The 24,131-nt window shown below is 66.6% G+C and carries 22 protein-coding genes, 1 tRNA gene and 1 pseudogene; 12 read left to right on the forward strand and 12 right to left on the reverse strand.

Translation table 11 applies throughout. The features are described 5' to 3' along the window. The 5 genes from C486_RS05135 to C486_RS05155 all read left to right on the forward strand — a co-directional run. Window positions 1–699 (forward strand): glycosyltransferase (locus tag C486_RS05135; RefSeq protein WP_008453784.1); only part of this gene is annotated, 699 nt, incomplete at its 5' end. Then, window positions 696–1,784 carry a glycosyltransferase family 4 protein gene (locus C486_RS05140; protein ID WP_008453786.1) on the forward strand — a complete coding sequence of 363 codons (1,089 nt, stop codon included), beginning with the start codon at window positions 696–698 and terminating at the stop codon, window positions 1,782–1,784. The genes C486_RS05135 and C486_RS05140, both read left to right, overlap by 4 nt. Beyond that, window positions 1,781–3,268 carry a sulfatase-like hydrolase/transferase gene (locus C486_RS05145; protein ID WP_008453788.1) on the forward strand — a complete coding sequence of 496 codons (1,488 nt, stop codon included), beginning with the start codon at window positions 1,781–1,783 and terminating at the stop codon, window positions 3,266–3,268. The genes C486_RS05140 and C486_RS05145 overlap by 4 nt, the downstream gene beginning before the upstream one ends. A 67-nt stretch (window positions 3,269–3,335) precedes the next feature. After that, window positions 3,336–4,445 (forward strand): sulfatase-like hydrolase/transferase, encoded by a 1,110-nt coding sequence (locus tag C486_RS05150; protein ID WP_008453790.1) that lies wholly within the window; start codon window positions 3,336–3,338, stop codon window positions 4,443–4,445. Continuing rightward, window positions 4,442–5,359, forward strand: a complete 918-nt coding sequence (locus C486_RS05155) for an alkaline phosphatase family protein (protein WP_008453792.1) — start codon at window positions 4,442–4,444, stop codon at window positions 5,357–5,359. Before C486_RS05150 ends, C486_RS05155 begins: the two co-directional genes overlap by 4 nt. A 384-nt stretch (window positions 5,360–5,743) precedes the next feature. Here the strand turns inward: C486_RS05155 and C486_RS05160 are convergent. Next, a tRNA-Met gene (locus tag C486_RS05160) sits at window positions 5,744–5,818 on the reverse strand. 154 nt (window positions 5,819–5,972) lie between these two features. Here C486_RS05160 and C486_RS05165 point away from each other — a divergent pair. The 3 genes from C486_RS05165 to C486_RS05175 all read left to right on the forward strand — a co-directional run bounded on the left by C486_RS05165 (window position 5,973) and on the right by C486_RS05175 (window position 10,020). Further along, window positions 5,973–6,983 (forward strand): polysaccharide pyruvyl transferase family protein, encoded by a 1,011-nt coding sequence (locus tag C486_RS05165; RefSeq protein WP_008453794.1) that lies wholly within the window; start codon window positions 5,973–5,975, stop codon window positions 6,981–6,983. A 91-nt stretch (window positions 6,984–7,074) separates the two neighbouring features. Continuing rightward, complete coding sequence (locus tag C486_RS05170) at window positions 7,075–8,484, forward strand: sulfatase-like hydrolase/transferase (protein ID WP_008453795.1); 1,410 nt, start codon at window positions 7,075–7,077, stop codon at window positions 8,482–8,484. Window positions 8,485–8,583: 99 nt separating this feature from the next. After that, the gene (locus tag C486_RS05175) at window positions 8,584–10,020 is read left to right on the forward strand and encodes an oligosaccharide flippase family protein (RefSeq protein ID WP_008453797.1); all 1,437 of its coding nucleotides are present in this window, start codon (window positions 8,584–8,586) and stop codon (window positions 10,018–10,020) included. Here the strand turns inward: C486_RS05175 and C486_RS05180 are convergent. From C486_RS05180 to C486_RS05190, 3 genes are all read right to left on the reverse strand, one after another. Further along, entirely contained in the window at window positions 10,017–10,835 is an 819-nt protein-coding gene (locus C486_RS05180) for a sensor protein (protein WP_008453800.1), read from the reverse strand. The two genes, C486_RS05175 and C486_RS05180, sit on opposite strands and share 4 nt — an antisense overlap. Before the next feature lie 87 nt (window positions 10,836–10,922). After that, window positions 10,923–11,951: a 4-demethylwyosine synthase TYW1 gene (twy1, locus tag C486_RS05185; RefSeq protein ID WP_008453802.1), complete on the reverse strand. Its 1,029-nt coding sequence runs from the start codon at window positions 11,949–11,951 to the stop codon at window positions 10,923–10,925. 52 nt (window positions 11,952–12,003) lie between these two features. Then, a complete protein-coding gene (locus C486_RS05190) occupies window positions 12,004–12,339 on the reverse strand; it encodes a hypothetical protein (protein WP_008453805.1) in 336 nt (111 codons plus the stop codon). 184 nt (window positions 12,340–12,523) lie between these two features. Here C486_RS05190 and C486_RS20030 point away from each other — a divergent pair. Further along, window positions 12,524–12,888: pseudogene (locus C486_RS20030) on the forward strand (hypothetical protein). Between the two features lie 35 nt (window positions 12,889–12,923). Here the strand turns inward: C486_RS20030 and C486_RS05200 are convergent. The 6 genes from C486_RS05200 to C486_RS05225 all read right to left on the reverse strand — a co-directional run bounded on the left by C486_RS05200 (window position 12,924) and on the right by C486_RS05225 (window position 17,087). Then, a complete protein-coding gene (locus C486_RS05200; RefSeq protein WP_008453809.1) occupies window positions 12,924–13,829 on the reverse strand; it encodes a hypothetical protein in 906 nt (301 codons plus the stop codon). A gap of 549 nt (window positions 13,830–14,378) precedes the next feature. Then, window positions 14,379–14,966: a hypothetical protein gene (locus C486_RS05210; RefSeq protein WP_008453815.1), complete on the reverse strand. Its 588-nt coding sequence runs from the start codon at window positions 14,964–14,966 to the stop codon at window positions 14,379–14,381. An 86-nt stretch (window positions 14,967–15,052) separates the two neighbouring features. Further along, window positions 15,053–15,736, reverse strand: a complete 684-nt coding sequence (locus tag C486_RS05215; protein ID WP_008453817.1) for an HAD-IIB family hydrolase — start codon at window positions 15,734–15,736, stop codon at window positions 15,053–15,055. A 134-nt stretch (window positions 15,737–15,870) separates the two neighbouring features. Next, a complete protein-coding gene (locus C486_RS05220; RefSeq protein ID WP_008453819.1) occupies window positions 15,871–16,257 on the reverse strand; it encodes a hotdog domain-containing protein in 387 nt (128 codons plus the stop codon). A 336-nt stretch (window positions 16,258–16,593) separates the two neighbouring features. Further along, the gene (locus C486_RS21585; RefSeq protein ID WP_008453820.1) at window positions 16,594–16,734 is read right to left on the reverse strand and encodes a hypothetical protein; all 141 of its coding nucleotides are present in this window, start codon (window positions 16,732–16,734) and stop codon (window positions 16,594–16,596) included. Then, window positions 16,731–17,087, reverse strand: a complete 357-nt coding sequence (locus C486_RS05225) for a helix-turn-helix transcriptional regulator (protein WP_008453822.1) — start codon at window positions 17,085–17,087, stop codon at window positions 16,731–16,733. The genes C486_RS21585 and C486_RS05225 overlap by 4 nt, the downstream gene beginning before the upstream one ends. Before the next feature lie 269 nt (window positions 17,088–17,356). On the opposite strand from C486_RS05225, the gene C486_RS20835 reads away from it, so the two are divergent. After that, window positions 17,357–17,494 (forward strand): DUF7557 family protein, encoded by a 138-nt coding sequence (locus tag C486_RS20835; protein WP_008453824.1) that lies wholly within the window; start codon window positions 17,357–17,359, stop codon window positions 17,492–17,494. A gap of 632 nt (window positions 17,495–18,126) precedes the next feature. Here C486_RS20835 and C486_RS05230 read toward each other — a convergent pair. Then, window positions 18,127–19,203: a hypothetical protein gene (locus C486_RS05230; RefSeq protein ID WP_008453826.1), complete on the reverse strand. Its 1,077-nt coding sequence runs from the start codon at window positions 19,201–19,203 to the stop codon at window positions 18,127–18,129. A 2-nt stretch (window positions 19,204–19,205) separates the two neighbouring features. Continuing rightward, window positions 19,206–20,747, reverse strand: coding sequence for a glycerol kinase GlpK (glpK, locus tag C486_RS05235; RefSeq protein WP_008453827.1), 1,542 nt, complete (start codon window positions 20,745–20,747; stop codon window positions 19,206–19,208). A gap of 302 nt (window positions 20,748–21,049) precedes the next feature. On the opposite strand from glpK, the gene glpA reads away from it, so the two are divergent. Together glpA and glpB are read left to right on the forward strand one after the other, a co-directional pair. Then, window positions 21,050–22,759 (forward strand): anaerobic glycerol-3-phosphate dehydrogenase subunit GlpA, encoded by a 1,710-nt coding sequence (gene glpA / locus C486_RS05240; RefSeq protein WP_008453829.1) that lies wholly within the window; start codon window positions 21,050–21,052, stop codon window positions 22,757–22,759. Continuing rightward, window positions 22,760–24,064 (forward strand): glycerol-3-phosphate dehydrogenase subunit GlpB, encoded by a 1,305-nt coding sequence (gene glpB, locus C486_RS05245; protein ID WP_008453831.1) that lies wholly within the window; start codon window positions 22,760–22,762, stop codon window positions 24,062–24,064. It abuts the gene before it with no gap. Window positions 24,065–24,131 lie beyond the last annotated feature (67 nt).

The raw sequence follows: 24,131 nt of genomic DNA on the forward strand, positions 1-24,131 counted from the left end.
GACCAGTTCGTCGCGAACAGCGACCTGGTCCAGGACCGCATCCGGCGGTTCTACGACCGCGACGCGGCGGTAGTCTACCCGCCGGTCACCGGTGACTGGCGCAATGAGGGCGACGACGGCTACTTCGTCACCTGGTCCCGGCTTGCCCCCGAGAAGCGGATCGCTCTGATCGCGACGGCGTTTGCGGGGCTCGACGAACGCCTCGTGATCGCCGGCGACGGCGAACAGCGCGACCGACTCGAGACGGTCGCCGAGAACCACGACAACATCGAGGTACGCGGTTACGTCGAGGATGTCGAGTCGCTCGTCGCGCGAGCGAGCGCGGTCGTCTACGCGCCGAAACAGGAGGATTTCGGCCTCGTCGGGGCCGAAGCCATGATGGCCGGCAAGCCACTGCTCGGCGTCGACGAGGGGTTCACGCGGTATCAGGTCCGGGAGGGACGAACCGGGCTGTGCTTCGCGCCGACGGTCGCGTCCCTCCGCGAGACGGTCCGACGGTTCGATCCCGACGACTTCGACGCCGACGAGATCCGCGCGGCGGCCCGGCGCTACGAGTACGATCGCTTCGCCGCGGGGCTTCGCGAGATCGTTGCCGAGACGGCGGCCGGCGACGCTCCCCCGGAACCGGTGAGCGAATCGGCCCACGCGGACGACGTTCGCGGACCCGAGCGGCGTCCCGAGGAGGTGCTCGATCCGTGAAACCGACCGCACGCGATCGAGGCGATGACTCGATGACTCGAGCGCCGACCGAGACATCGCGTTCGCGGCAAGCGGCGACGAGCGACCGGTGTCTGCTCTATCAGAACAGCGACGCACACCCTGCCCACCGGGTCTTCGCCGACGCCGTGAGCGCCGATCGCCGCCACTTCGAAACCGGCACTCGACCGCCTGAACCCGGCGGCAACACCGACCGGACGCTCGACCGGCTTCGAACCGCCGGCACGTTGCCCGCCTACGAGACGCTCATCGCGGAGGGGAGCGCACCGCTCCAGACGGGACTGGCCTACAAACTGCGCCATCCCGGGACGACCCTCGTCTACCTCGCCGCGGACGAGACCTTCTATACGCTCGCCGAACGGCCGACGCGATACCTCTGGCGCGCCCTCAGACCGCTCACGAACCGGCTGCTCGACGGCGTGATCGCGGTCGGCCGCGACGCCTTCCGCTGGGCACGGCCGTACATCGGCGACGTCCCGGTCGCGTACGTTCGGCCCCCGATCGCCGACGCGAAGTACGAACGGCTCGCCGCGCTCTCCCCGCGTTCGCCCGCGGACCCGTTTACCGTTCTCTCGGCGGGCGAGGCCAAACCCGCGAACGGCTACGATCGGCTGGCTCGAGCCGTCGACCGGTTCGCCGGGGCCGTCGAGACAGCCGTTCGACTGGTCGTCCTCGGAGCGGGCCACGACGAGCAGCCGTACGCGGCACTGCCCCGCGTCGTCACGCCCGGCTTCGTCGATCCGGACGCGTTCGCCGACTGGTTCGACCGTGCGAGCGTCTACGTTCAATCCTCGCGGGGCGACGCGTTTCCCGTCGCCGCGCTCGAGGGACTCCTTTCGGGAACGCCGACGATCGTCACCGAGGCGACCGGAGTCCGGGAGTTGCTGCCGGCTCGACAGGTCGTTCCGCCGACCGAGGCGGGCCTGTTCGACGGGCTGGTGGCGTTCGCCGACCTGTCGCCCGCGGCGCGGCGGTCCATCGCGAGCGACCAGCGCGGCCTCGTCGCCGACCTGACCGAATCGACACAGCGGAAGCGCTTCAGCGACGCACTTCAGCACGTCACATGAGCGGAACGACCCGTCCGAACGTCGTCGTCCTCTGTCTGGACACCGTCAGGAAGGACATCTACGACCGGTACGCCACCCGCCTCCGAGAGATGGCGACGGTCCGGTTCGAGGGCATGCGGGCGCTCGCCGGCTGGAGCGTCCCGAGCCACGCCGGCCTCCTGACGGGGTCGGTCCCGTCGGAAACGGGCGTCCACGCCCACCAGCGCCGGTTCGACCCGATCGACGCCGCGGACACCTGGATCGCGGCCCTCGAGCGGCAGGGCTACGAGTCGGTCTGTGTCTCGTCGAACATCTACGCCAGCCCCGTCTTCGGGTTCGACCGCTTTTTCGATCGCACGGTCCCGATTTCGCCGAGTCGCCGGCTTCCGGCGGGGATGGACGTCCAGCGCCATATCGCCGATCGATCGACCGACGGCGTCGAGGCCTACGCCGCCTTCGTCCGTCAGGCCCTCGCACACGACCACCCGCTGCGGTCGCTGTGCAACGGCGTCCTGCTCAAACTCGACGACGTGAGTCGGAGGCTGCCGATCGAGAAACCGACCGACTTCGGCGGCCGCGCGATCGCCCGCACCCTCGAGCGGTCGGTTACCGAACCCGATGGACCGGTACTCGCGTTCGCCAATGTCATGGATGCCCACGGCCCGCATACGCCGTTTCGCGGGTTGGACGACTCGATCCACGGCGTCTCCGCCGACTTCCACTCGAGTTCGTTCCGCGATTCGGACGTGAACGCCGCGGACGGCCTCGGCGAGTTCGGTGCGGCGGTCGAACGCGTCCGCCGGCTGTACGCGGCGACGGTCGACTACCTCGACCGAGTCGTCGCCGACCTCGTGAGTGCCCTCGAGCGTGGCGACGACCGCGAATCGATCCTGGTCGTGACGGCCGACCACGGCGAAAACCTCGGCTACGAATCGGACGGCTACCTCATGAATCACATGAGCAGCCTCTCCGAAGGGCTGTTGCACGTCCCGTGCGACATCATCACGACCGGTGGTCACACCCTCGAGTTCGCGGTCGACGACGCACCACCCGCCCAGCGGGGCGCGGTCGCCGACGGCACTGCCCTCGTCGATGTCGACGGGCTCAGTTCCCACGCCGACCTCGGGAGCGTGATCCGAGCGCTCGCGAGCGAGGAGCCGTTCGATCCGTTCGCCTTCGAGCGCGAGCGCGCTCGCGCCGAGATCGTCGGCTCGGGCTCCGGCATCCCGGAGGGCGGCGACGAATCCTACTGGGACCGGGGCCAGCGGGTCGTCTACCGAGGTGCGTGGAAGTACTCCCGCGACCAACTCGGCACCGAGGCGGTGTACGACGTCTCCGGGCCGCCGTCGAAGCAGGCCGAACGTCCCGACGAGACGGTCCCGGACGGTTGCTTCGAGTCCGCCTTCGGCGACTGGGTGACCGCCGCCGAGCGCGACGAGACGGCGGTCGGCGAGACGGTCGACGCGGCGAGCCGCGCGCGACTGGAGGACCTGGGCTACCTATGAGTACGAGCGGATCACGGCGACCCACGAACACGAGTCCGCTGCCGACGGTGGACACGAATCACTACCCATGACGGAGACAACCTTGCTAGTCACGGTCGACTCGCTCAGAACCGATCACGTCCAGTCTATGCCCCGTACCCTGGACTTCCTGGATGCCACCCACGACGCCGCCTTCGCGACGAGCACCGCGACACCTGGCAGCTTCCCAGCCATTATCGGCGGGGAATACCCGGCCGGCAACGGCCTCGAGTCGACGGCGAGCGTCGCCCACGCGTTCGACGCTCACTGCGTCGGGATCACGACGAATCACCTGCTGTCCGCGGCGTACGGCTACGCGGCCGGCTTCGACTCGTTCACGTCGCCGAAAGGCGGCGGCGAGTCGCTGAAGGACAAGGGTGCGATCCTGCTTGAGCGCGGCTCGCTGCCCTACAAGCTCGCCAGTTGGGGCTACAACCGATACCAGCAGCTCCGGAGCTACGTCGACGAACCGGAGAAATCGTTCCGGCCCGCGGACGCCGTCGTCGACCAGTTCCTGGCCGAGATCGACGGCCACGAGGAGTGGTTCGGCTGGTTGCACTTCATGGAACCGCACCACCCGTACGATCCCGACGGCGCGACGATCGACCGAGCGCGAGCCCAGCGGGTCACCCGCCGCGTCCTTTCCGGGCGCGGCTCCGAGGCCGACGAAGCCCTCGTGCGGGACCTCTACCGCCGGGAGGTCGCCGAACTCGACGCGGTGCTCGATCGACTCTGGGATGCGGTTCCCGACGACACTCGCGTCGTCTTCTGTGGCGACCACGGCGAACTGCTCGGCGAGGACGGGCTGTGGGGCCACCCCGGCGAAATGCGACCCGAACTGCTGAACGTCCCGTTCGGCACGCGGAACGCCCCCGATCTCGGAGACGTCGTCTCGCTTGTCGACGTCCCGACGATCCTGACGGGGACCGAACACGGCGTCGGCACGCTCGATCGCGAGGTCGCCTTCGCCGCCTACGGGGACCGAAAGGCCGCCATGACCGCCACCCACATCGCGACGGATGACGGAACGTCTCGACTCGAGGACGGCAAGCGGGTGGCGGCCCCCGCCCTCGAGCGAAAACTCGAGCGGTTCGACCCCGCATACGTCGTCAAGGAAGACGCGCTGCAGGAGGATCTGGAGGATTTGGGATACGCATGACGGTCGTCGTCCTCGCGCTCGACGCGCTCGATGCCGGGTTGGTCGACCACTTCGATCTCGACGCGGTCCGCCTCGAGTCGGGCGGCGAGATCGAGACGTTCGCGAACACGCAGGCGGTTCCGTACACGCCCGAGGTCTGGGCGACCGTCGCGACCGGGCTCGAGCCGGCCGAACACGGGATCACCGGCAGCGGCACCAGCGAGTGGGCGAATCCGGCCCTCGATCTCGCGTCGACAGTCACCGGTCGCCTCGACGAATCGACTCGGGGGACGCTCGGCAAACTCGTTCGGTCACGGACTGGCACGCGCGAGCGCATCGGCGAGACGGATCGGGAATCGATGTTCGACGCCGACGACGCGGTCGTCCACAACTGGCCGGGCGTCGCCGACGGGCGGCCGCTCCAGCGTGCCTGGGACCTGATGAACGCCGTGGCGGAAGGGATGCCCCGCCACGCGTTCGAACGGGAACTGTTCGGACTCTGTGCCCAGCAGTTCGGCTGGGCCCGCGAGATGCTCGCGCATCCGGTTTCGATCGCCGGCGTCCACGTCCACACGCTGGACGCCGCGGGTCACGCCTACGCGGACGACGAGGCCGCACTGGGACGCGCCTACGACCGCGTCGGCGGGTTCGTCGACGAAATCGTCGCCGCTCTCGGCGAGGACGACGACCTCCTCGTCGTCAGCGACCACGGCATGCGAACCGCATTCTATCCGCCCGACGCAGGCGAGACCCCGGCAAGTCACTCCTGGCGCGCGTACGCGAGTTCCACGGCGGAGACCTGTCCGCGGTCGGTCTACGACGTCCGACGGTGGGTAGAGGAGCGCGCGGCGCAGTCCGAGACTGGCGCAGCCGGCAGCGACGAGGGGATCGACATGCCGACCGACCGCCTGCGCGAACTCGGCTATCTCGACTGACCGATCCCATCGACCGTCAGCCGGTGTCGCGGTTTAGTCGCCCGTTACGGCCGTCGCTCGTCACGGAGACGTGTCGTCCCGACTGAGTACGTGTGCGGCGGCGCGCGCTGTCGGCCGAACGACGGTGAGGCCGGGTGCCGATACTGCACGAGGGATGCGTAAGCGACCCACGGACCCACCGGATCGGCTGTGTGTCCTCGAGTTGTCCCGGTTCGGAACGCGTCGGCTCGAGGGGCACGACACTCGTCACCCCGTTTTACGTCGTTGTTCGCGTCGAAAAATAGCGGGAGGTAGATTTGAACCACGGTCGCAGCGAACCTGCTCCCTGGTTCAAACGACCACCGTGCGATGGATGCCGCTCACGGATTCGTTCGCGCCAGAACATAGCGGGAGGTAGATTTGAACTACCGGTCTGCGGGTTATGAGCCCGCCGGAATCTCCTGGCTATCCCATCCCGCTGTCTGTGCCTCTCTGCTGGCCACGATTAAGGCTTGGTATTCGCGCCCGGTCTCCCCACGCCGTGCCACGAGTAAACGGGCCCCGACGCCGAACCGAGCCCTTCGGGGGTGTAGCCCCCGCATAATTATGCCCGATTCCGGTGGACAGGGGCGCAATGCGAATCCTGCTTTTGCGGACGTGGACGACGAACATCGGGAACGGGTTCATCGACTACGGGGCGCGGGCGATGCTCGAGCGGGCGTTTCCCGACGCGGAGATCGTCGAAACGGGCGGGTATCCAAACCACGCGGCCGACACCGCGGCGCTGTGGCGGGGCACTCGAAAACTCGAGCGGATGGCGGGGTATAGTGAGGGCGACTACGAGTCGCCGACCCACCGACTTCGGCGGAACGCGGTGAACATCAGCGAACTGCTCGACGCCGATCTAGCCGTCCTCCCCGGCTGTGTGCTTTCCCGGCCGACGTTCCGGAAATACTTCGAGACGCTGCGTCGGCTCAGGGAACGGGATATTCCCATCGTCATCGTCGGTGGGGGCGGCGAGGAATACGACGCGGCCGAGCGGAACGATGTCGCGGCCGTCTTCGATGCGCTCGACATCGAGGTCCTGCTCACGCGGGACCGAACCGCGTACGAGGCGTACAGCGACCTCGTCGAGTACCGGTACGACGGCATCGATTGTTCGCTGTTTTTGGCCGACCGGTACCAGCCGCCCGCGGCGAATCAGGCGTTCGACGTCCACACGTTTGACAAACAGGCGGAACCCGACATCGAGGGCACAGCGACGATCATTCGGCCGGATCACGCGCCGTTCGACGAACCGTACCACTTTCCGGTCGGCGAGCGGGCGCGGGAGCTGGTCGGCCTCGAGACGCCGCTGTTCGAGACGGAAAACGCCTTCGTCTCGGATCTCGTGACTGATTACCTCTTTCTGTACGCCAACGCGGACGTGGTGCGGTCGGACCGAATCCACGCCTGCCTCCCGGCCCTGACCTACGGCAACCGGGCGCAGTTCTACTTCGACACGCCGCGAGCGCACCTGTTCGATCGGGTGCCGATTGACGGCGACGTTACGAGCGAACCGATCCGGTTCGACATGGACGCCCTCGAGCGCGAGAAAGCGGCACAGGTCGCGGCGCTCGAAGAGGGGATCGCAACGGTCCTGTGAGCGTGACGATGCCGATACACAGCGGACTGGCAGCGACCGTTCCGCGGTCGGTCATTGCCGGGGATAGGTTCTTCGGCGGAGGGCTGGTAGGATGAGCGGACACGCGACCATGGGAGACGAGCCATCCATCGCTCTCGTCGTGCTCGACACGCTCCGGGCGGATGCCTTCGACGAGCACTTCGACTGGCTGCCGGGCGTGCAGTTCACGAACGCGTGGAGCACGAGTCACTGGACGGCCCCGGCCCACGCCTCGCTGTTCACCGGCCGCTACGCGAGCGAGGCCGGCGTGACGATCACCTCACAGGATTTCGATCGGCACACGACGCGCCTCCCCGAACTGCTCCAGAGCCGGGGGTACCGGACGCGGGCGTTCAGCTGTAACGTCAACATCTCCGAACGGCTGGGCTGGCACCACGGGTTCGACGAGTTCGACGGCGGCTGGCGGCTCCGCGGACTCGGTGCGAACGTCTTCGACTGGGACGCGTTCATCGCCGAGCACCAGTCCGACGGCCCCGACCGGTACCTTCGGGCGCTCTGGCGCTGCGTCGACGGCGACTGCGATACGACGCAATCGCTGAAACAGGGTGCCCTGATGAAGCTCCGGGACATGGGGCTCAAGGGACGCCATCGCGACGACGGCGCGGGAGAACTGCTCGAGTACGTTCGTGACCGCTCGTGGGACCGCGATCGGGAGTTCCTGTTTGCGAACCTCATGGAGGCCCACCGGCCGTACGATCCGCCCGACGAGTACCGTACCGATCCGAACGCGGACCCGCCCCATTTCGACGGCGTGAAGGCCACGCTCGAGGAGCCGCCGTCCGAACCGGAGCGAATCACGACCGCGTACGACGACGCCGTCCGATACCTCTCGGACATCTACCGGGCCATCTACGGGGAACTCGCGTCCGAGTTCGACTACGTCGTCACGCTCGCCGACCACGGCGAGGCCCTCGGCGAGTACGGCGCGTGGGAACACGGCAGCGGGCTCTATCCGCCCGTGATGCGGGTCCCGCTCGTCGTCTCCGCACCCGGCCCGCACGCGAGCCACCGGACGCCCGACGCGAGCGGGACGCGAGCGACGCGGGACGCCCTCGTGACCCATCTCGACGTCTACGCGACGCTGCTCGACCTCGCCGGCATCGACGCTGATCACCGCCGGGGAAACTCGGTCCGGCCGCTGCTCTCGAGCGACCCGCCCGCGCTGGAACTCCGGTCGAACGTGCTCTCGGAGTTTCACGGCATTTCCAGGCGACGCCGGCTCTCGCTCGAGGCCGACGGCTATGCGGTCGCGCGGGTCGACACCGAACGTCACGGGCTCGCGACGGCCGACTGTTACTACTTCGAGGACCTGACCGAGACCCGAACGATCGGCGACTGCGAGCCGGCGGCGCTCGAGGCGGCACTCGATCGGCAGATCGCCGGCCTCGAGCGCCGCGCGGACCTCTCGGAGGCCGACCTCTCGGGTCTCGAATCCCAACTCGAGGAGCTGGGATATCTGTGACCCCGGTTCCGATGCGAGCGATCGACCGGATCGGCGGCGGCTCCGTCCGGGCATCGTCGAGCGAGCGACCGCGCGACGGCAACCGAGTTACCGGCAGCGATGAGTGACGCGACGACGGTCAGCCTCGGGGGCGAGACGGTCAAGGCAACGGCGGCGAAGTTCACGATGGCCGCGATCGGGTTCCTCGGTACGATCGTCTTCGCGCGGGTGCTCGGCCCGACCGGGTTCGGCGGCTATTACCTCCTGTTTGCGCTGGTGAAGCTCGCCGACCGGGCGGTCAACGGGTGGGGGACGGCGGTGAAAAAGCGATACTCCGAGGTCGACGCCCCGTCGGGGGAGCTGATCGGCAGTCAGGGACTGTTCACGCTCGTGTGGATGGCACTCGCCATCGCCGCGGCGATCATCGCGTCGGGGTGGCTCGTCTCCTACACGGGGCTCCCCGACGCGCCGCTCCTGTTCGTCGTCTTGCTGTTCGCGGTCACGCTCTTCGAACCGCTCGATCTGATCGTGCAGTCCCGCGGCCGCGTCGGGGCCTCGATGTGGACCGACACGCTCCGGTCGGTGCTCACCTTCCCGCTCCAGTTGGGCCTGATCGTGCTCGGGTTCGGCGCGGCGGGAATGGCGTACGGGCTCGCCGCCGCGACGTTCCTGACGGTTCCGGTCCTCTGGTATTTCGTCCGGACGCGACCGGTCGTACCGACCCGGGACACCCTCGCGAACCTCTGGTCGTACGCCAGATACAGCGTTCCCAACTCGTTTCTCGGACAGGCCTACGATCGGTTCGATATCATTCTACTCGGCTACCTACTCGCACCGGCCGCCGCCGGCCACTACGAGGTCGCGCTCAAGCTCACGGTCCCGGCGACGTTCGTCACGATGGCCGCCTCGAGCGGGCTGATGGCCCGCGTGAGCCACCGCCACAGCGAGGGCGAGTCGCTCGGACCCGACATCTCGAATACGCTCTCGTTTACCAGCATCATCGCGATCCCGATGTTCTTCGGTGCCGTCGCCATGCCGGAGCAACTCGTCGTAACGCTCTTTGGACCCGAGTACAGCGCGGCTGCGACGCTGCTCGTCGGCCTCGCGGCCTATCAGGTCGCCAAAACCCAGGCCGGCGTGCTCACGAGCGTGCTCTACGGAATCGACCGCCCGGACAGCAACACGCGGATCTCGGCCGTGACGCTCGCGCTCAACGTCGTCCTCGGCGTCGCACTGACGCTCGCCTACGGCGCGATCGGCGTCGTCGTCGCGACGGTCGTCGCGGAAACGCTCCGCTACGCCCTCTCGGCTGCCGTCGTCAAGCGCGAACTCTCGACGGTCGTCCTGTTCCCGCGGACGCTGGGCGAACAGTTCGCCGCCGGCCTCGTGATGTTCGCCGTGATCGTCCCCGTCGAGCGCGCTGTTGCCATCGACCACTGGTACCAGCTCCTCGCGATCATCGCACTGGGTGCGGCGGTCTACGGCGTCACGCTGGCGGCCATCAGCAGAAAACTCCGCGTGACGATCAGGGGCGTCGTCCGCAGTTCGCGACTCTAGAGCTCGCGGGCGATGTACGCGTCGATCGCCGCCACCCGATCCGGATCGTACGTCCAGAACCCGTCCCAAGTCCGCGGCTCGGTCTCGAGGCACACGAGCGCGACGGGACCGCTCGCCGACTCGGCAGCGGCGGCCGCTCCCGTCCCGGCCGGATCGTAGACGACGAACCAGGCGTCCCGATACTCGCTTCTCGAGCCAGTGTGGGCGGTCACGTCGAGATCGACCGTCGCGCCGTCGTCGATCCCGTACACGTGTGTCTCGACGTCGGTCGCAGCGAGTGTCGCGTAGACGTCCCGCGTGCCGATCTCGTCGCCGATACGCGAGAGGCGCTGGAACGCCGAGCGAAGCGTGCCACGACCGGTCGCCCAGGCGCGCTGTTCGATGTACCGGGAGACGATGATCAGCAGGAGTTTCTCCTTGTCCGAGAGCGGGTAGCCACAGAGCCGGAGTCGCATCTCGTCGAGGTTCGCGAGAACTGCCGGCAGTTCGATCTCGCCGACGCCGCGTGCACCAGTCACGAACAGGTCCGAGTTGATCGCGAGGATCGAATCATACAGGTCCCGCATCGGCGAGGCGGCGACGGGCTGTCCGTCCTCGAAGAGCACGGCCGTATCGCCCGCCGCCTCGAGCGCGCTCTCGATCTCGGGCCCGATATCGGAAGCCGCCGGGATCGTCACGCTCGATTCAACGCCGATCGGTTGCTCCGCGAACGTCTCCGCGAGCATTCGCTCGAGGGGCCCCGTCGTGTCGTCACTGATGACGGCGATCGTCCGGTCGGGAGTTCCGATCTCGTCGATGAACGATCGCAGGGACACCTCTGATTCTTCCGTCGTTCGGTACGTAAATGTTCTCGCCGCGGCCGGTCGGCGGCAGTGTGGCCATCACGGAACGGGCGGTCCGGCTCAGTCGCCCGTGACCGGGTCGCGCTCCCAGAACTCGCTGCCTTTCTGTAGTTTCGGCACCCACGTGTCTTTCGTCTGCGAGAGCAAGGCAACCCGGGACGCCGGCACTCCCATGACCTCGTCGAAGCCGGGCATGTGGTCCCGGATCTCCTCGGCGAACTCGATGACCTCGTCGTGCTCGGGCATCGCGGATCGGTCGAGTCGACCCCGCGAGTGGCCGACGTGCATGTACGCCTTCAGTTCGATGAAGTCGGGATCGGCCTGCTGATAGAAGCCGGCGTACCAGTCCGGATTGTGCATGTTCTCGCCCTTGACGAGCGTCGTCCGGAGTACGGTTCGGGTATCGTCCTTCTCCGCGAGGACGTGCATCGTCTCGAGGAGCTTTTCCCAGGCGTCGTCCTCCATTGCGCCGACGACCTGATCGAAGGTGTGGCGTTCGGGGGCGTCGACGCTGACGTAGAGCTGGGTCGGGTCACAGTCCCGGAGCATCTCGGGACGGGTCCCGTTCGAGACCAGGAAGGTGGTGATGTCGCGGTCGTGGAAGGCCTCGATGAGTTCGGGGAGATAGGGATACAGCGTCGGCTCGCCGTCCAGCGAGATGGCGACGTGACGGGGTTCCATCGCCTGCTCGAACACCTCGCGTGGGACCTCCTCGTTGCCGCCAAAGCCCGAGAGCAGTTTCTTCTGGAGGTCGATCGAGGCGTCGACGACCGCTTCGGGGTCGTCCCACGCGACATCGTCCATCTCGTAGGAGTGCCCCTGGTGGTCGCGCCAGCAGAAGACACAGCGCTCGTTACACCGGACGACCGGCGTCATCTGGATGCAACGGTGGGATTCGATGCCGTAGAAGATGTTCTTGTAGCACTTCCCCTCACCGCGCAGGGCGTTTGCCGTCCAGCCGCATGTCTGGGCGGCCGTGTGGTTCTCGCTGTGGTAGTCCGGGCTCGAGACCTGTGCCGGGCCGCCGCCGTCGGCCTCGGCGGCGTCGCGGGTCGCTCCGTCAGCGCCGGGATTCGCGGAGTCGCTCATGATGCCTGACGTTGGGCGGGCGCGGGCAAAAGGCCAGTGGTGTCCGGGCTGCCTACTCCTCGTTTCGGCGCTCGTTCGCACCGTCGCCGCCGGGACCGTCGGGCAGCGCGTGGGGATCGGCGGGTTCGTCCCCGTGTCTCGCGTCGTCGCGTTCGAAGAGGTACAGCGCCGGACCCGCGATTACCATCACGAGCAGCCCGGGAATCGGCACGTTCGGCGGGCCCAGATACGTGGCCAGTCCACCGCCACAGGTGACGGCCACGAACCCCGCCCACAGCGCCGGCCGCGAAATCTCGAGCCGGGTCGCATCCCTGTAGACGGCGGCGGCGGAGCCGAGGACGACCGCGAACCCGATGACGGCGACGGCGATCGCCTGCAGGGAAACCATATCCGGAGTTATCCCGCCGGCTGTAAGTCAGTGTCGCGATGCGCCGCCGGCTCGCGACGACGCGCCGACGGCCGGCAGTACGCGGGACCGGCGGCGAGAGCGGTCCGGGACGCGTCCGGCCGTCCGCGCCTCGCTTCCGTACGAAAGCCTCGCGCACTTCCCCGTTCCGGCCCACCAGTCGTGTATGATTGGTGCCTACACGATCGGCAAGAAGGCGGTCACCTTCGGCTACAAACGATACGGGATTCCGGGCGCGGTCGCCTTGGGCGGCGCGGCGCTGGTGGGGTATCTGATCGTCCGACGGGCGCTCGAGTCGTCGACGAACGACGGACGGGTCGACTCGGCGATCGATGCCGGCGAAATCCGGTCCGCGGTCGCGGAGAGGGGACTGAGCGCGGTCACCGAGAAAGAGACCCTCGAGCGGGCCATCGACGAGGAGGAGTCGACACGGAGGTGGACATCACCGATGTGCAGTCGTCCGCCGAGGCCGAAACCGACGAGTTCACCGACGGCACGGGTAGGGACGACTCGAACGCGGGAAAGAGGTAGCATAACGAAGGCGTCGCCGGCCGAAGCGGCCGCTTTCAGGGCTCGTAGTGTTGGCGGTGCACGACCCGTTCGTCGTCTCCGTCGATCGCGGTCACGACGATCTGGTCGCCGTCCGGATTCAGTTCGACGGTTCCGCTTGCGCCCGCCCAGGTCGATGAGAGCTCGCCGTTTTCGTCGTTATAGAATTCGATCTCCGTGCCGGCGATCGTCGATTCGATGCGCACGGTATCGGCGTCGACGCCCGGCGAGTCAGTGAGGTGGACCCGTGCCCACTCCGTCTCCTCGCCGAGGTTGGCCTGATCGAACTCCCAGTCGATCTTCGCGACGACATCGTTCTCCGCGTCCTCGATAGGCTCTTTGAACACCTCCGTCGGGTCCTCCGGCGTCTCGTCTTCGGTCCCGATCAGGAATACCTTCCACGCCTCGCCTTCCGTGACAAATACCCACACGTCGAGCTCTTCGGCCGTGAGCTCGTCGGACGCAACCTCAACGATCGCGATGTCGTTCGATCCGACTGCCTTTGCGAACTCGTCGTCCTCGAACCAGAGGTCGACGGTCGTCAGGTCGGATGCGTCCTCGACGGCGGCGTTTTCGATCACGCGCTCGATCTCGTAGCCGTCGATGTTCTCGTAAGCGTCGCCCTGGAACTCCCAGCCCGCTTCTTCCCAATCCGCCGGATGAAGTGGACTCGAGCCGTGGGTAAGCGTCGCGATCGTCTCGGTGTCTTCGGCGGCGGCCGCATCGAGATAGTCGTCGATGAGCGGCCGCAGTTCGTCCTCGAGCGCCGCCGATTCGTCGCCGTCCGTGATGTCACCGTCAGCGCTCGTCGGCTCGCCGTCGCCGCTGCTCGAGTCGCCGGCAGTGAGCGTCTCGCCCAGGCAGCCGGCAGTAGTCAGCACTGTCGTAACCGCACCGCCCTGGAGGACGCGCCGCCGGCTCATGGCGGTAGTCGTCGTCGATGATTCGCTCTCGCATTGTCGGGGGGACCGATTTCGGAGTCCGAACATTGCAATCATCTCGAACAATCACGGATAGGTAAATCCGGGCTCGAATTTCGCGGCCACGAACCGCCCATTAGCAGCCGTGAAATGGCTATTCAGGTGTTCGAGCCGAATCCCCCTCGACCGGAAGCGTCGCCGCTGTGAGGGTGCAGTTCGGACCGAAACGGGACCGCGGGCTGCCGGGACAGCGATGGATCTGGCGGGCGTCGGCCGGATGGACCGGATCGAAACGGATACCGATCGCGCTCGAGGCGCGAGCGGCGGGTGCGGACTCACCGATCCGTTCGTGCCTTGTCCTCGGACACTCGTTCGTCGAGACGGGGAGACGAAGCCGGCACCGACGCTCCCGGCAACGAACGCCCGCGGATGAACGGTGATCCCGGCGAACGAACGGTCAACGAGCAGTTCCGGTCCGAGGTTCGGCGTCGGCGTGGTCGAGAACCCGGTCTCGTGTCGCGACCGGCATCGCCGGTCGGGCAGTTCGTCGATTCAGTCGCTCGAGAGCGCGTCCGGTAGGACATCCCGAGACCGAAGCCAGCGTGCCCCCCGTTCGGTGAACAACAGCAGGAGGCTGATCCCGAACAGGTCAGCGGCCGTATCCCAGAGGACGATATCGCTCTCCGTGCCGATATCCGCGCCGACGACGGTCAGTCCGCCGCCGAGCGCGAACGCCACGAGCGTCAACTGAAACCCGGCGAGCACGAGCGTTCGGATGCCGGCCGTATCCCGCATCGTGAGAAAGTCCCGCGTGGAGAGCCGATCCAGCGGGGAGTCCGTCACGAGCGCCCGTTTCCCCTCCGGCGATAGGGGCCAGTCCGACGCCGGGTAATCGATGTAGTACAGCGTCACCGACTCCGGATACGTCTCGGTGGCGACGACATCGATCTCCTGGAGTTCGTGGAGGCGGTTTCGAACGGTCGCCTTGCTGATATCCGGCTTGACGAGCGCTTGCAACTGTCGAATCGAGAAGAACGGCCGCTCGGACTCGAACATCGTCTCGACGACGTGGCGTTGGGTCAGGGTGTTGTCGAGGTTCCGGTCGATCCGCTCATCGATCCAGTTCGGAAGGGCGGACACGGTAGTTCGACCTGTCGCCAGGAGATACATAAAAATAGGAGCGTATTTCACGGCCGTGAATCGGCTATTCGCGGCCCCGAAACCGGTCACTTCGTGCCACGAATCCGCTCGAGGACGGCGAGGGTCCCGTCGGCGTGGATGTCGTCGAGCACCTCGTCCGCGGCGGCTTTCGCCGCCTCGTCGGCGTTGCCGACGGCGAACCCGCGACCGACGGTCTCGAAGGTCGAGACATCGTTGATCGAGTCGCCGATGGCGACGCAGTCCGCGGGGTCGATGCCGACGTAATCGGCGATCCGTGCGACTCCCTCGCCTTTGTTCGGGTCGGTGTCCTTGACGTGGTAGGCGTAGCCGGTGTCGATCACTTCGAGACCGTGTTCCGCGGCGATCTCGCGTAAGGGCTCGAGCGGTTGGTCCAAGCTGACCGCGATCTCGGTCTCGCGCCAGCGGTTGACGGTGTCGGCCGCGCCCCAGCCGAGGTCGTAGCCGGCGGCCCGGTACTCCTCGACGACCGCGCGGGCGGCCTCACGATCGGCGGTGAAAAAGACATCGTCGCCGGTATGGACGACGCCGCCGTTCTCGGCGACGACGAGCTCCGGAATCCCGACGAAGTGACAGAGGGCGATGGGATAGGGAAAGGCCTTCCCGGTGGCGATCACGATCGGCGCGTCCCACTCGTACAGCGGTTCGAAAACGCGGGGATCGATCCCCCAACCCTCCGGGCGGGTCAGCGTGCCATCGATATCGAGGACGAGCGGCGGGGCAGCTGTCATAGTTCTCACTCGAGGATTGTACGACATAAAGGGGTCGGGTCGGGCCGGGTCGGGACCGACGGCGCGACGGGGGCCCTCGACGACTTCGTCGCGAGTCAGCCTCAGCCTGCGACACGCGGGCGACCACTCTGCTGTCAGGAGTCCTTCTGGATGATCCCCTCGGTTACCGCGGTCAAGACGACCTGCCCGGCCCCGTTCTCACAGACGACATCCGACGTGAACTCGTAGCGGTCGTCCCGTTCGAGGACCGTGTCGTACGTCGATCGACAGGTGATCGGGTCGCCGGTGTAGACCGGCCGATGGAAGTCGATCTCCATCGTACTGGCCAACACCTCGCTATCGCTTCCCAGTTTCGTCGGCAGGGTCGCCGTCAGCAATCCCTGCACCATCACTCGTCCGTCCGCGTCCGGCTCAGTGTGTCGGGGCTGGTCGTCACCGGTGAGCGCCGCGAACTGCTGGACGTCATCGACCGTGAACGTTCGCTCGTACGTTCGCGTCTCGCCTTCGATTGGCTCCGTCATCTGCCATGCAGATGATACGCCAGAATAATAAAGAATGTGCTTTGAGTTCAATGCACACTCAGCGGTGTTTCTGGGCACTCTGGAGAGCCGTCCACGCCGTCGCTCGAGGCGCATCGCCGAAGAGCCGATCCGGACTTGTGCCCAGTTCGGTACTCCGACACTTGCCTCGTCGATGGCAGACCGGTGAACGGAGTATAGAAAACGGATTACTGCTCATTGCTACCGTTAAAGAGACGGGGGACGGCGAATGGAGACGCATAATGCCTGATTGCCGGGCTTACAGGCTCGAGGACGGCGGCCCCGCTCGGACCGGATACCCGTGGTGGCGGGATTCGATCACGCGAGCCTGGAGCCGTCGTCGGCGAGAGCGAGCGGACAGTCGTCACAGAGCCACCAGCCCACGAGCGGGTCGCGTTCGGGGATCGGAGCCCCACAGCCGGAGCACTGTGGATGGCCGTCCCGTGAGTCGGTCGTCATCCGTCGGTCTCGCGCGTTGGGGTGCCGTCAGTACGGTCGACAATAACGAGCCCACAGGCGTCGGCGAGACGTTCGATGCGCGCCCGCAAGAGGGCCCGGCCGGCGTCGGTAGGTGTATACTCGACCCGGCCGTGGCCCCGCCGGTCCCCGCGCTTGAGGAGGGCATGACCGACGAGGACCGTGATCGTGGGGTACAACTGGGTGTCGTCGAGGGCCGGATACGTGTGCTCGAGTTCGCGAGCGAGCGCGGCTTGGTGAGTTGGTTCCCCCTCGCGCTCGAGGCACGCGATCCCCTCGAGACAGTCCCGCTGGAGGGCCGTGAGCGACGGCCACCTCCGTCCACTATCAGTCACAAGTCGATTTGATCCTGATTCGTCTGCTCGAGCGGGGGGTTCAAGCCCCCGCGGGTCGTCGTCGTGCATGGCTTCCGGGAGTGGGTTTGGGAGTTGATTGCGGTCCGGTGCTAGGACACCGGGCCGTCGATGTTGACCTGTGAGCGTCAGGTCTGTTTATGTCACTCCACATACCTCACCATCTCATGAAACAATAAAACCATTGGGTAATAGAACAGTCAAACTATGATATGGTGGATGCTTTGAAATCGGAGTTTCATAGCCATACTATGGCCGATGAGACGACAACAGTAACGGTGTCGACGGAGACCTGGAAGCGGCTTACACTGCGGAAAGATCCGGGTGACAGCTTTGACGACGTGATTACGGAACTGCTCGACGAAGTCGAAGGGACAGCCGAAGAATAGCGGTCTTGATGCAACACATCCGTCTCCTGCATCGTGACTCTCTCTGTGGTCTCGGCTCCCCGCTCGAGCGTTCCGAACGATGTCAGAAGCGGTCACAAACGGATCGCTGACTGCCTTGCGTCTCGCTTCACACCGTCACAGCGTCCGTGTTGATACCGTTGCAGAAGTCGGTTACGCGTTCAACGGCGTCCGATATGCGTAGTCTCCGTTCTTCCCTCTCGAGTGGGGCGTGTCGACCGGAGATGTGCGCGTGGTGGGTACAGGGCGCTGTGAGTTGTGGCGTTGTCCTCGGCGACACAGCTATGAATCTGCGATGACGCGCTCGTCGGAGTCCGCGTCTTCTTCGAGTCGTCGAATCGCCTCGTTGACTTCCTCCTGAGTCGCTTCCTCCATCGACTATCCCCGTACGTACCGCATCGGGACGAACTCCGTAAAGTAGTCTCAGCGTATTCAGAGCGAGAAAACACCGCCCCGGTGAGCATGGCCGCTATCGGACCAACTGCAACGATCGCGGCACTGATCGTCCAGCCGTCGTGCGAACAGGTGTGTCGTGACACAGCGGCTACGGGTGCCCCAGTTACAGCGGTCGCGAGGTGAAAATCCACGGCATTAGCCGTGGAACGAAATCGACCTCACAGGTTGAGGTAGCCTGGGTTGGGCAACAGCCCGGTCAGATATAGCAGCCCGAGCACGAACATGAACGCCGCGATAGCCATCGCTGGCGGGTCGACGTGCGTCCCGGAGTGGGAGTAGAACACGCGCTGACTCAGTTCGCCGATGAGACCGCTGATCGCGCCGAACGCACCGGCGACGAGCAGGGCGGCCGGCTGGCTACCGATGGCCGGCATCGCGATCATCGCACCCACAGTGCCCAGCAGCGTGATGTGGTGGGTAACCGGAATCTTCTCGACGCCGAGGTTGAGGAACAGCAGGCTCATCGCGGAAATCGCGTAGCCCATGAAGACACTCCCCGTCCTGAGCCAGATGAAGCCGCCGAGGAGACCGCCGACGAGACCGATCGCGGTCACGCCGGACCACTTGTACTGGTGTGGCAGCCAGGGCTCGGTCGCCAACCGATCGGTTTCGGTGCCGCCATCGGCCGCCACGCGCATTTCCTCGCGCTCGAACGGCGACATATCGAGCAGGCTCGAGCCGCCGACCTTGCCGACGATCGGGTAGCCGAACACGACGCGGGCGAGGAACGCCGTCGCGACGACCGAGAGCGCGATGTTGTCCGTCGGGAACCCGAGCCCACCCATCACCCGGGTGATGAGCATCCCGACGACGCCGAAGATCGCACCGACCGCGAGGATGTCGGGTTTGGTCCCGAACGCGTACAGGATGTCCTTCCCGAAGTGGTAGTCCCAGTCGTCGGGTTCCATCTCGGGATACTTCCGGCCGGCGTACGCCGTTGCGGCGACGCCGCCGGCGAAGGCGATGTGCGGACCGGTGACCGCGCCGAAGCCGATCGTCCCGGTAACGCCGGTGGCGATCTCCCCTACTCCGGCGACGTCGAGGCTACTCCCGATTTCTCGCTGCAGAATGCCGATCCCTTCGCCGAGGAAGACCACGAATCCCGTGAAGACGAACGAGGGCAACGCGCCGAGGGCCGCGCCGAACGCGCCGCCGGCGAGGGCGGCGATGAACAGGACGGCGAACCGCTCGAACTCCATGCCGATGACGGGGACCTGCAGTAGCACCTCTATCATGGTTACTCCTCCCCGTCCCGCGCCCAGTCACGTGCTCGTTCGACGGCGTCCGACCACCGATCGTACCGCTTGTCCGCGACCGCCCGATCCATCTTCGGTTCGAACTCCGCGTCAACCTGCCAGTTGCTGCGTAACTCGTCGGGATCGCTCCAATACCCGACGGCGAGGCCGGCCGCGTACGCGGAGCCGAGCGCCGTCGTCTCGTCGACGACCGGGCGGACGATCTCCGAGCCGATGATGTCGGACTGTAGCTGACAGAGGAAGTTGTTCTTGACCGCGCCGCCGTCAACCTTCAACGACGTCATCTCGATGCCCGAGTCGGCTTCCATGGCCTCCGCGACGTCCCGGGTCTGGTAGGCGATCGACTCGAGGGTCGCGCGAACGACGTGTTCCCGCCGCGTGCCACGGGTCATCCCGACGATGGTGCCGCGTGCGCGCTGATCCCAGTGGGGTGCGCCCAGCCCGGTAAAGGCGGGGACGACATAGACGCCGTCCGTCGAGTCGACGCTGCGGGCGAGCTCCGCCGTCTGGGCGGGGTTGTCGATCAGCGACATGTCCTCGAGCCACTCGATCGCCGCGCCGGTGATGAAGATCGACCCCTCGAGTGCGTACTGGACGTCTTCACCCGAGCGCTGGAAGCCGATCGTCGTCAGCAGGCCGTGGTCGGATTCGACGGCCTCGTCGCCGGTGTTCATCAGGAAGAACGAGCCGGTGCCGTAGGTGTTCTTCGCGTCGCCGGCGTCGAAACAGGTCTGGCCGAACAGGGCCGCCTGTTGATCGCCGAGCGCGCCCGCGACCGGAACCTCGGCTTCGAGGAACCCATCCGGATCGGTCGAACCGTAGGTCGCGTCGTCGCTCGAGGGGCGCACCTCGGGGAGCATCGCTTCGGGAACGTCGAACTCCGCGAGGAGGTCGTCGTCCCACTCGAGGTCGTGGATGTTGTACAGCATCGTCCGCGACGCGTTCGTGACTTCGGTGATGTGCTCACCGGTGAGGTTATAGATCAGCCACGTGTCGATGGTCCCGAAGAGGACCTCGCCTTTCTCCGCGCGGTCGCGGATGTCCTCCGGCCGGGAGCGCTCGAGTTTGATCGGATCGGCGTTGTCGAGCAGCCATTCGGCTTTCGTCGCCGAGAAGTAGGCGTCGGCCTCGAGCCCGGTCTTCTCGCGGATGGTCTCGACGAAGCCGTCCTCCTCGAGTTGTTCGACGCGGTCGGTCGTGCGACGGTCCTGCCAGACGATGGCGTTGTGGACCGGCCGACCGGAGTCGGCGTCCCACAGCAACGTCGTCTCCCGCTGGTTGGTCACGCCGATGGCCTCGAGTTGGTCGGGACTAATGCTCGCCTGCCCGAGCGCCCGTCGAATGACGTCTTTGGTGTTCTCCCAGATTTCGGTCGGGTCGTGCTCGACCCAGCCGGGTTCCGGATAGATCTGTTCGTGTTTTTCGTACGCGTTCGCGACAACTTGCCCCTCGTGATCGAACACGATAAAGCGCGTGCCGGTCGTTCCCTGGTCAACCGCACCGACATAGGTATTATTTGTCATAGGTGGTCACCCATGCTCCCACGGCCGATTTACTGGTGGAAGCGTGCTACTGGTAAACAACTCCTACGATCATTATAAATGTTTTCAAATTCATAAGTCATATTTCATAAGAAGGGATGTTGACCGTCTTTCAGACTATCTGAAATGGCTGTTTTCGACGGGTTAGCGACATCGGCCCCAAAGCCGTCGGGCGTTCAAACCCGGATCGAGACGCGCGCTATTCGAAACCCGTCAATTGTTATGGCCGTTATCGGATCGCCGATAAAATAAAGATGGAGGTGTCCGTAGAGGGTAGTGACAGAATGCCACGGGATACCGAGGTCCTCGTTCTCGGCGGTGGCTCGACCGGCTGTGGCATCGCCCGCGATCTGGCGATGCGCGGCCTCGAAGTTACGCTCGTCGAGCGGGGGAACCTCACGGACGGAACGACCGGTCGGATGCACGGCCTGTTGCACAGCGGCGGGCGGTACGCCGTCTCCGACCAGGCCAGCGCGACGGAGTGTATCGAGGAAAACGAGATCCTTCGGGAGATCGCCGGCCACTGCGTCGAGGAAACCGGCGGGCTGTTCGTCCAGCGACCCGAGGACTCGGACGAGTACTTTCAGGAGAAACTCGAGGGCTGCCGGGAGTGTGGAATTCCCGCCCGCGTGCTTTCGGGCACGGAAGCCCGCGAGGTCGAACCGTACCTCGCGGACGACGTAGCGCGCGCGATCGAGGTCCCCGACGGCGCGGTCGACCCGTTCCGGCTCTGCGTCGCGAACGCCATCGACGCCGAGACCCACGGCGCGCGGGTCGAGACCCACGCCGAGGTGGTCGACCTCTTGCGCGACGGCGACGACATCTACGGCGTCGAGGTGCACCACGAGTCCGGTCCCGGCAAGCGCACGCACGCCACGCCCGGCACTACCGAGGAGATCACCGCGGACTACGTGGTCAACGCGACCGGCGCGTGGGCCGGCCAGATCGGCGCGATGGCCGACCTCGAGATCGAGGTCCGCCCGTCGAAGGGCGTCATGACGATCATGAACGTCCGGCAGGTCGACACCGTCATCAATCGTTGCCGGCCGAAGGGCGACGCCGACATCATCGTCCCCCACGAGACGACGGCGATCCTCGGGACGACCGACGAGGAGGTCCCCGATCCCGACGACTATCCCGAGGAGCAGTGGGAGGTCGACCAGATGATCGACACACTCTCGGAACTCGTCCCGATCCTCGAGGAGGCCCGCACCATCCGCTCGTTCTGGGGCGTCCGCCCGCTCTACGAGCCGCCGGGAACCGGCACGCAGGACCCGACCGACATCACGCGGGACTTCTTCCTGCTCGATCACGCCGACCGCGACGGCGTGGCGGGGATGTCCAGCATCGTCGGCGGCAAGTTCACCACTTACCGGGCGATGGCCGAGGAGATCGCCGACCACGTCTGTGACAAACTCGGGGTGACCGCCTCGTGTTCGACCGCGGACGAGCCCCTGCCGGGCAGCGAGAACATCGAGACGCTCGAGGCGGGGATGGACGACTTCGGGCTGCGCTCCCCGGTCGCCCGCCGGAGCACGCAGCGGTTGGGGAGCCGGGCCAGCGAGGTGCTTGAGACGGACGACCCGAACCCGGTGATCTGCCAATGTGAGGGCGTGACCCGCGCGGAGATTCGGGACGCGATCTCGCAGTCGGGATCGGACCTGAACGCGGTTCGCATCCGGACGCGGGCCTCGATGGGCAACTGCCAGGGCGGCTTCTGCTGCCAGAACATGGCGAACGAACTCCATCCGACGTACGACGAGGAGACGGTGCGCGAGGCGCTCGACGAACTCTTTCAGGAGCGCTGGAAGGGCGAGCGTCACGCGCTGTGGGGTGAACAGCTCTCGCAAGCGATGCTCAACTACGCGCTCCACGCGACGACGATGAACCGCGATCGCGATCCCGCGAGCGCGACGGGAGACATCGACTTCGCGGCGTTCGACGGCGGCCGGCCGGCGAGCGATCGGGTCGACGGGACCCGGAGGGCCGACTGAATGGCGATCGAGGACGACATCCTCGTCGTCGGCGGCGGACTCGCCGGAACGACCGCCGCGCTCGCCGCCGCGGAGCGGGACGTGCAGGTACGACTCGTCTCGTACAGACAGAGCACGCTTCGCAACGCCAGCGGACTGATCGACATCCTGGGCTACACGCCGGCCGGGGACGGCCCGCTCGTGGACCCCTTCGAGGCCCTCGACGACCTCCCCGCGGGCCACCCCTACGAACGCGTCGGCAGCGAGGCGGTCCGCGAGGCCCTCGCGTTCTTCGATGAGATCGTCGGCGACGCCTACGCCGGCGCGCACACCGACGCGAACGCGCTCGTTCCGACCCACGGCGGCACCGTCAAGCCGACCGCGCGGTATCCGACCTCGACGGCGGCCGGCCTGGCAAGCGACGACCGCGACGCCCTGCTCGTCGGCTTCGAGACGCTACCCGATTTCGAGGCCCCGCTCGCGGCATCGCATCTCGAGGCGGCCGGCGCGCCCTTTGGAGCTCGTGGCGTCACGGTTCGGTTCCCCGGTATCGTCCGGGACGACGCGAAGGTCACGCGGTACGCACACCTCCTCGATCACGACGAACCTGTCGAGACGCCGGCCGGCGAGACCACCGCTCGCGAGGCGCTCGCCGAGACCGTCCGCACGCATCTCGAGGGGGAGTCCCGCGTCGGCTTCCCCGCCGTGCTCGGTGACGACCACGCCGACGCGGTCAGGGCCGACCTCGGCGACCGGCTTGGCGTCGACGTCTTCGAGGTCCCGATGGGGCCGCCGAGCCTGCCCGGCATCCGCCTCGAAGACATGCTCTACGAGGCGCTCGAGGCGGCGGGCGTCCGGGTAACGACCGGCGTGCCGGTCGTCGACTACGAGACCGGCGGGGAGGGGACGAACGCGACCGACCTCGAACGGATCGACCGCGTCATCGTCGATCGCAACGGGGCCGAGGTCCCCCATCGTGCGACCCAGTACGTCCTCGCGACGGGGGGACTGGTCGGGAAGGGGGTGCAGTCGGAGCGCGACGGGGTGTTCGAGCCGCTTTTCGACTGTCACGTCCCGCAGCCGGCGGACCGCTACGACTGGTTCGTCGACGATGTCTTCGGCGACCAGCCGTACGCGCGGTTCGGCCTGCCGGTCGACCGCGACCTCAGGCCGCTCGACGCCGGCGACGACCCGGAGTTTTCGAACCTGCACGCGGCGGGTGCGGTGCTGGGCGGGTACGACTTCGCGGCCGAGAAATCCGGCAGCGGCGTCTCGCTCGCGACGGGCTACGTCGCCGGCCGACGCGCTGCCGAGGGGTGTCGATGACGGCCGACCGACCCCGCTCGCGGAGTGGCATCGACCACCGAACGACCGAGACGAGCGACGGCGACGG

This window comes from Natrinema gari JCM 14663 (assembly GCF_000337175.1).
GTDB classification, from domain to species: Archaea; Halobacteriota; Halobacteria; order Halobacteriales; family Natrialbaceae; genus Natrinema; species Natrinema gari.

Excerpts from the sequence above, each read along its gene's own strand:
- C486_RS05220 (WP_008453819.1), bottom strand. The coding sequence starts at position 16,257 with ATGACGGAGCCAATCGAAGGCGAGACGCGAACGTACGAGCGAACGTTC.
- C486_RS20835 (WP_008453824.1), top strand. The coding sequence starts at position 17,357 with ATGGCCGATGAGACGACAACAGTAACGGTGTCGACGGAGACCTGGAAG.
- C486_RS05190 (WP_008453805.1), bottom strand. The coding sequence starts at position 12,339 with ATGGTTTCCCTGCAGGCGATCGCCGTCGCCGTCATCGGGTTCGCGGTC.
- C486_RS05145 (WP_008453788.1), top strand. The coding sequence starts at position 1,781 with ATGAGCGGAACGACCCGTCCGAACGTCGTCGTCCTCTGTCTGGACACC.
- glpK (WP_008453827.1), bottom strand. The coding sequence starts at position 20,747 with ATGACAAATAATACCTATGTCGGTGCGGTTGACCAGGGAACGACCGGC.
- glpA (WP_008453829.1), top strand. The coding sequence starts at position 21,050 with ATGCCACGGGATACCGAGGTCCTCGTTCTCGGCGGTGGCTCGACCGGC.
- C486_RS05200 (WP_008453809.1), bottom strand. The coding sequence starts at position 13,829 with ATGAGCCGGCGGCGCGTCCTCCAGGGCGGTGCGGTTACGACAGTGCTG.
- C486_RS05215 (WP_008453817.1), bottom strand. The coding sequence starts at position 15,736 with ATGACAGCTGCCCCGCCGCTCGTCCTCGATATCGATGGCACGCTGACC.
- C486_RS05175 (WP_008453797.1), top strand. The coding sequence starts at position 8,584 with ATGAGTGACGCGACGACGGTCAGCCTCGGGGGCGAGACGGTCAAGGCA.
- C486_RS05170 (WP_008453795.1), top strand. The coding sequence starts at position 7,075 with ATGAGCGGACACGCGACCATGGGAGACGAGCCATCCATCGCTCTCGTC.
- C486_RS21585 (WP_008453820.1), bottom strand. The coding sequence starts at position 16,734 with ATGACGACCGACTCACGGGACGGCCATCCACAGTGCTCCGGCTGTGGG.
- glpB (WP_008453831.1), top strand. The coding sequence starts at position 22,760 with ATGGCGATCGAGGACGACATCCTCGTCGTCGGCGGCGGACTCGCCGGA.
- C486_RS05165 (WP_008453794.1), top strand. The coding sequence starts at position 5,973 with ATGCGAATCCTGCTTTTGCGGACGTGGACGACGAACATCGGGAACGGG.
- twy1 (WP_008453802.1), bottom strand. The coding sequence starts at position 11,951 with ATGAGCGACTCCGCGAATCCCGGCGCTGACGGAGCGACCCGCGACGCC.
- C486_RS05230 (WP_008453826.1), bottom strand. The coding sequence starts at position 19,203 with ATGATAGAGGTGCTACTGCAGGTCCCCGTCATCGGCATGGAGTTCGAG.
- C486_RS05155 (WP_008453792.1), top strand. The coding sequence starts at position 4,442 with ATGACGGTCGTCGTCCTCGCGCTCGACGCGCTCGATGCCGGGTTGGTC.
- C486_RS05150 (WP_008453790.1), top strand. The coding sequence starts at position 3,336 with ATGACGGAGACAACCTTGCTAGTCACGGTCGACTCGCTCAGAACCGAT.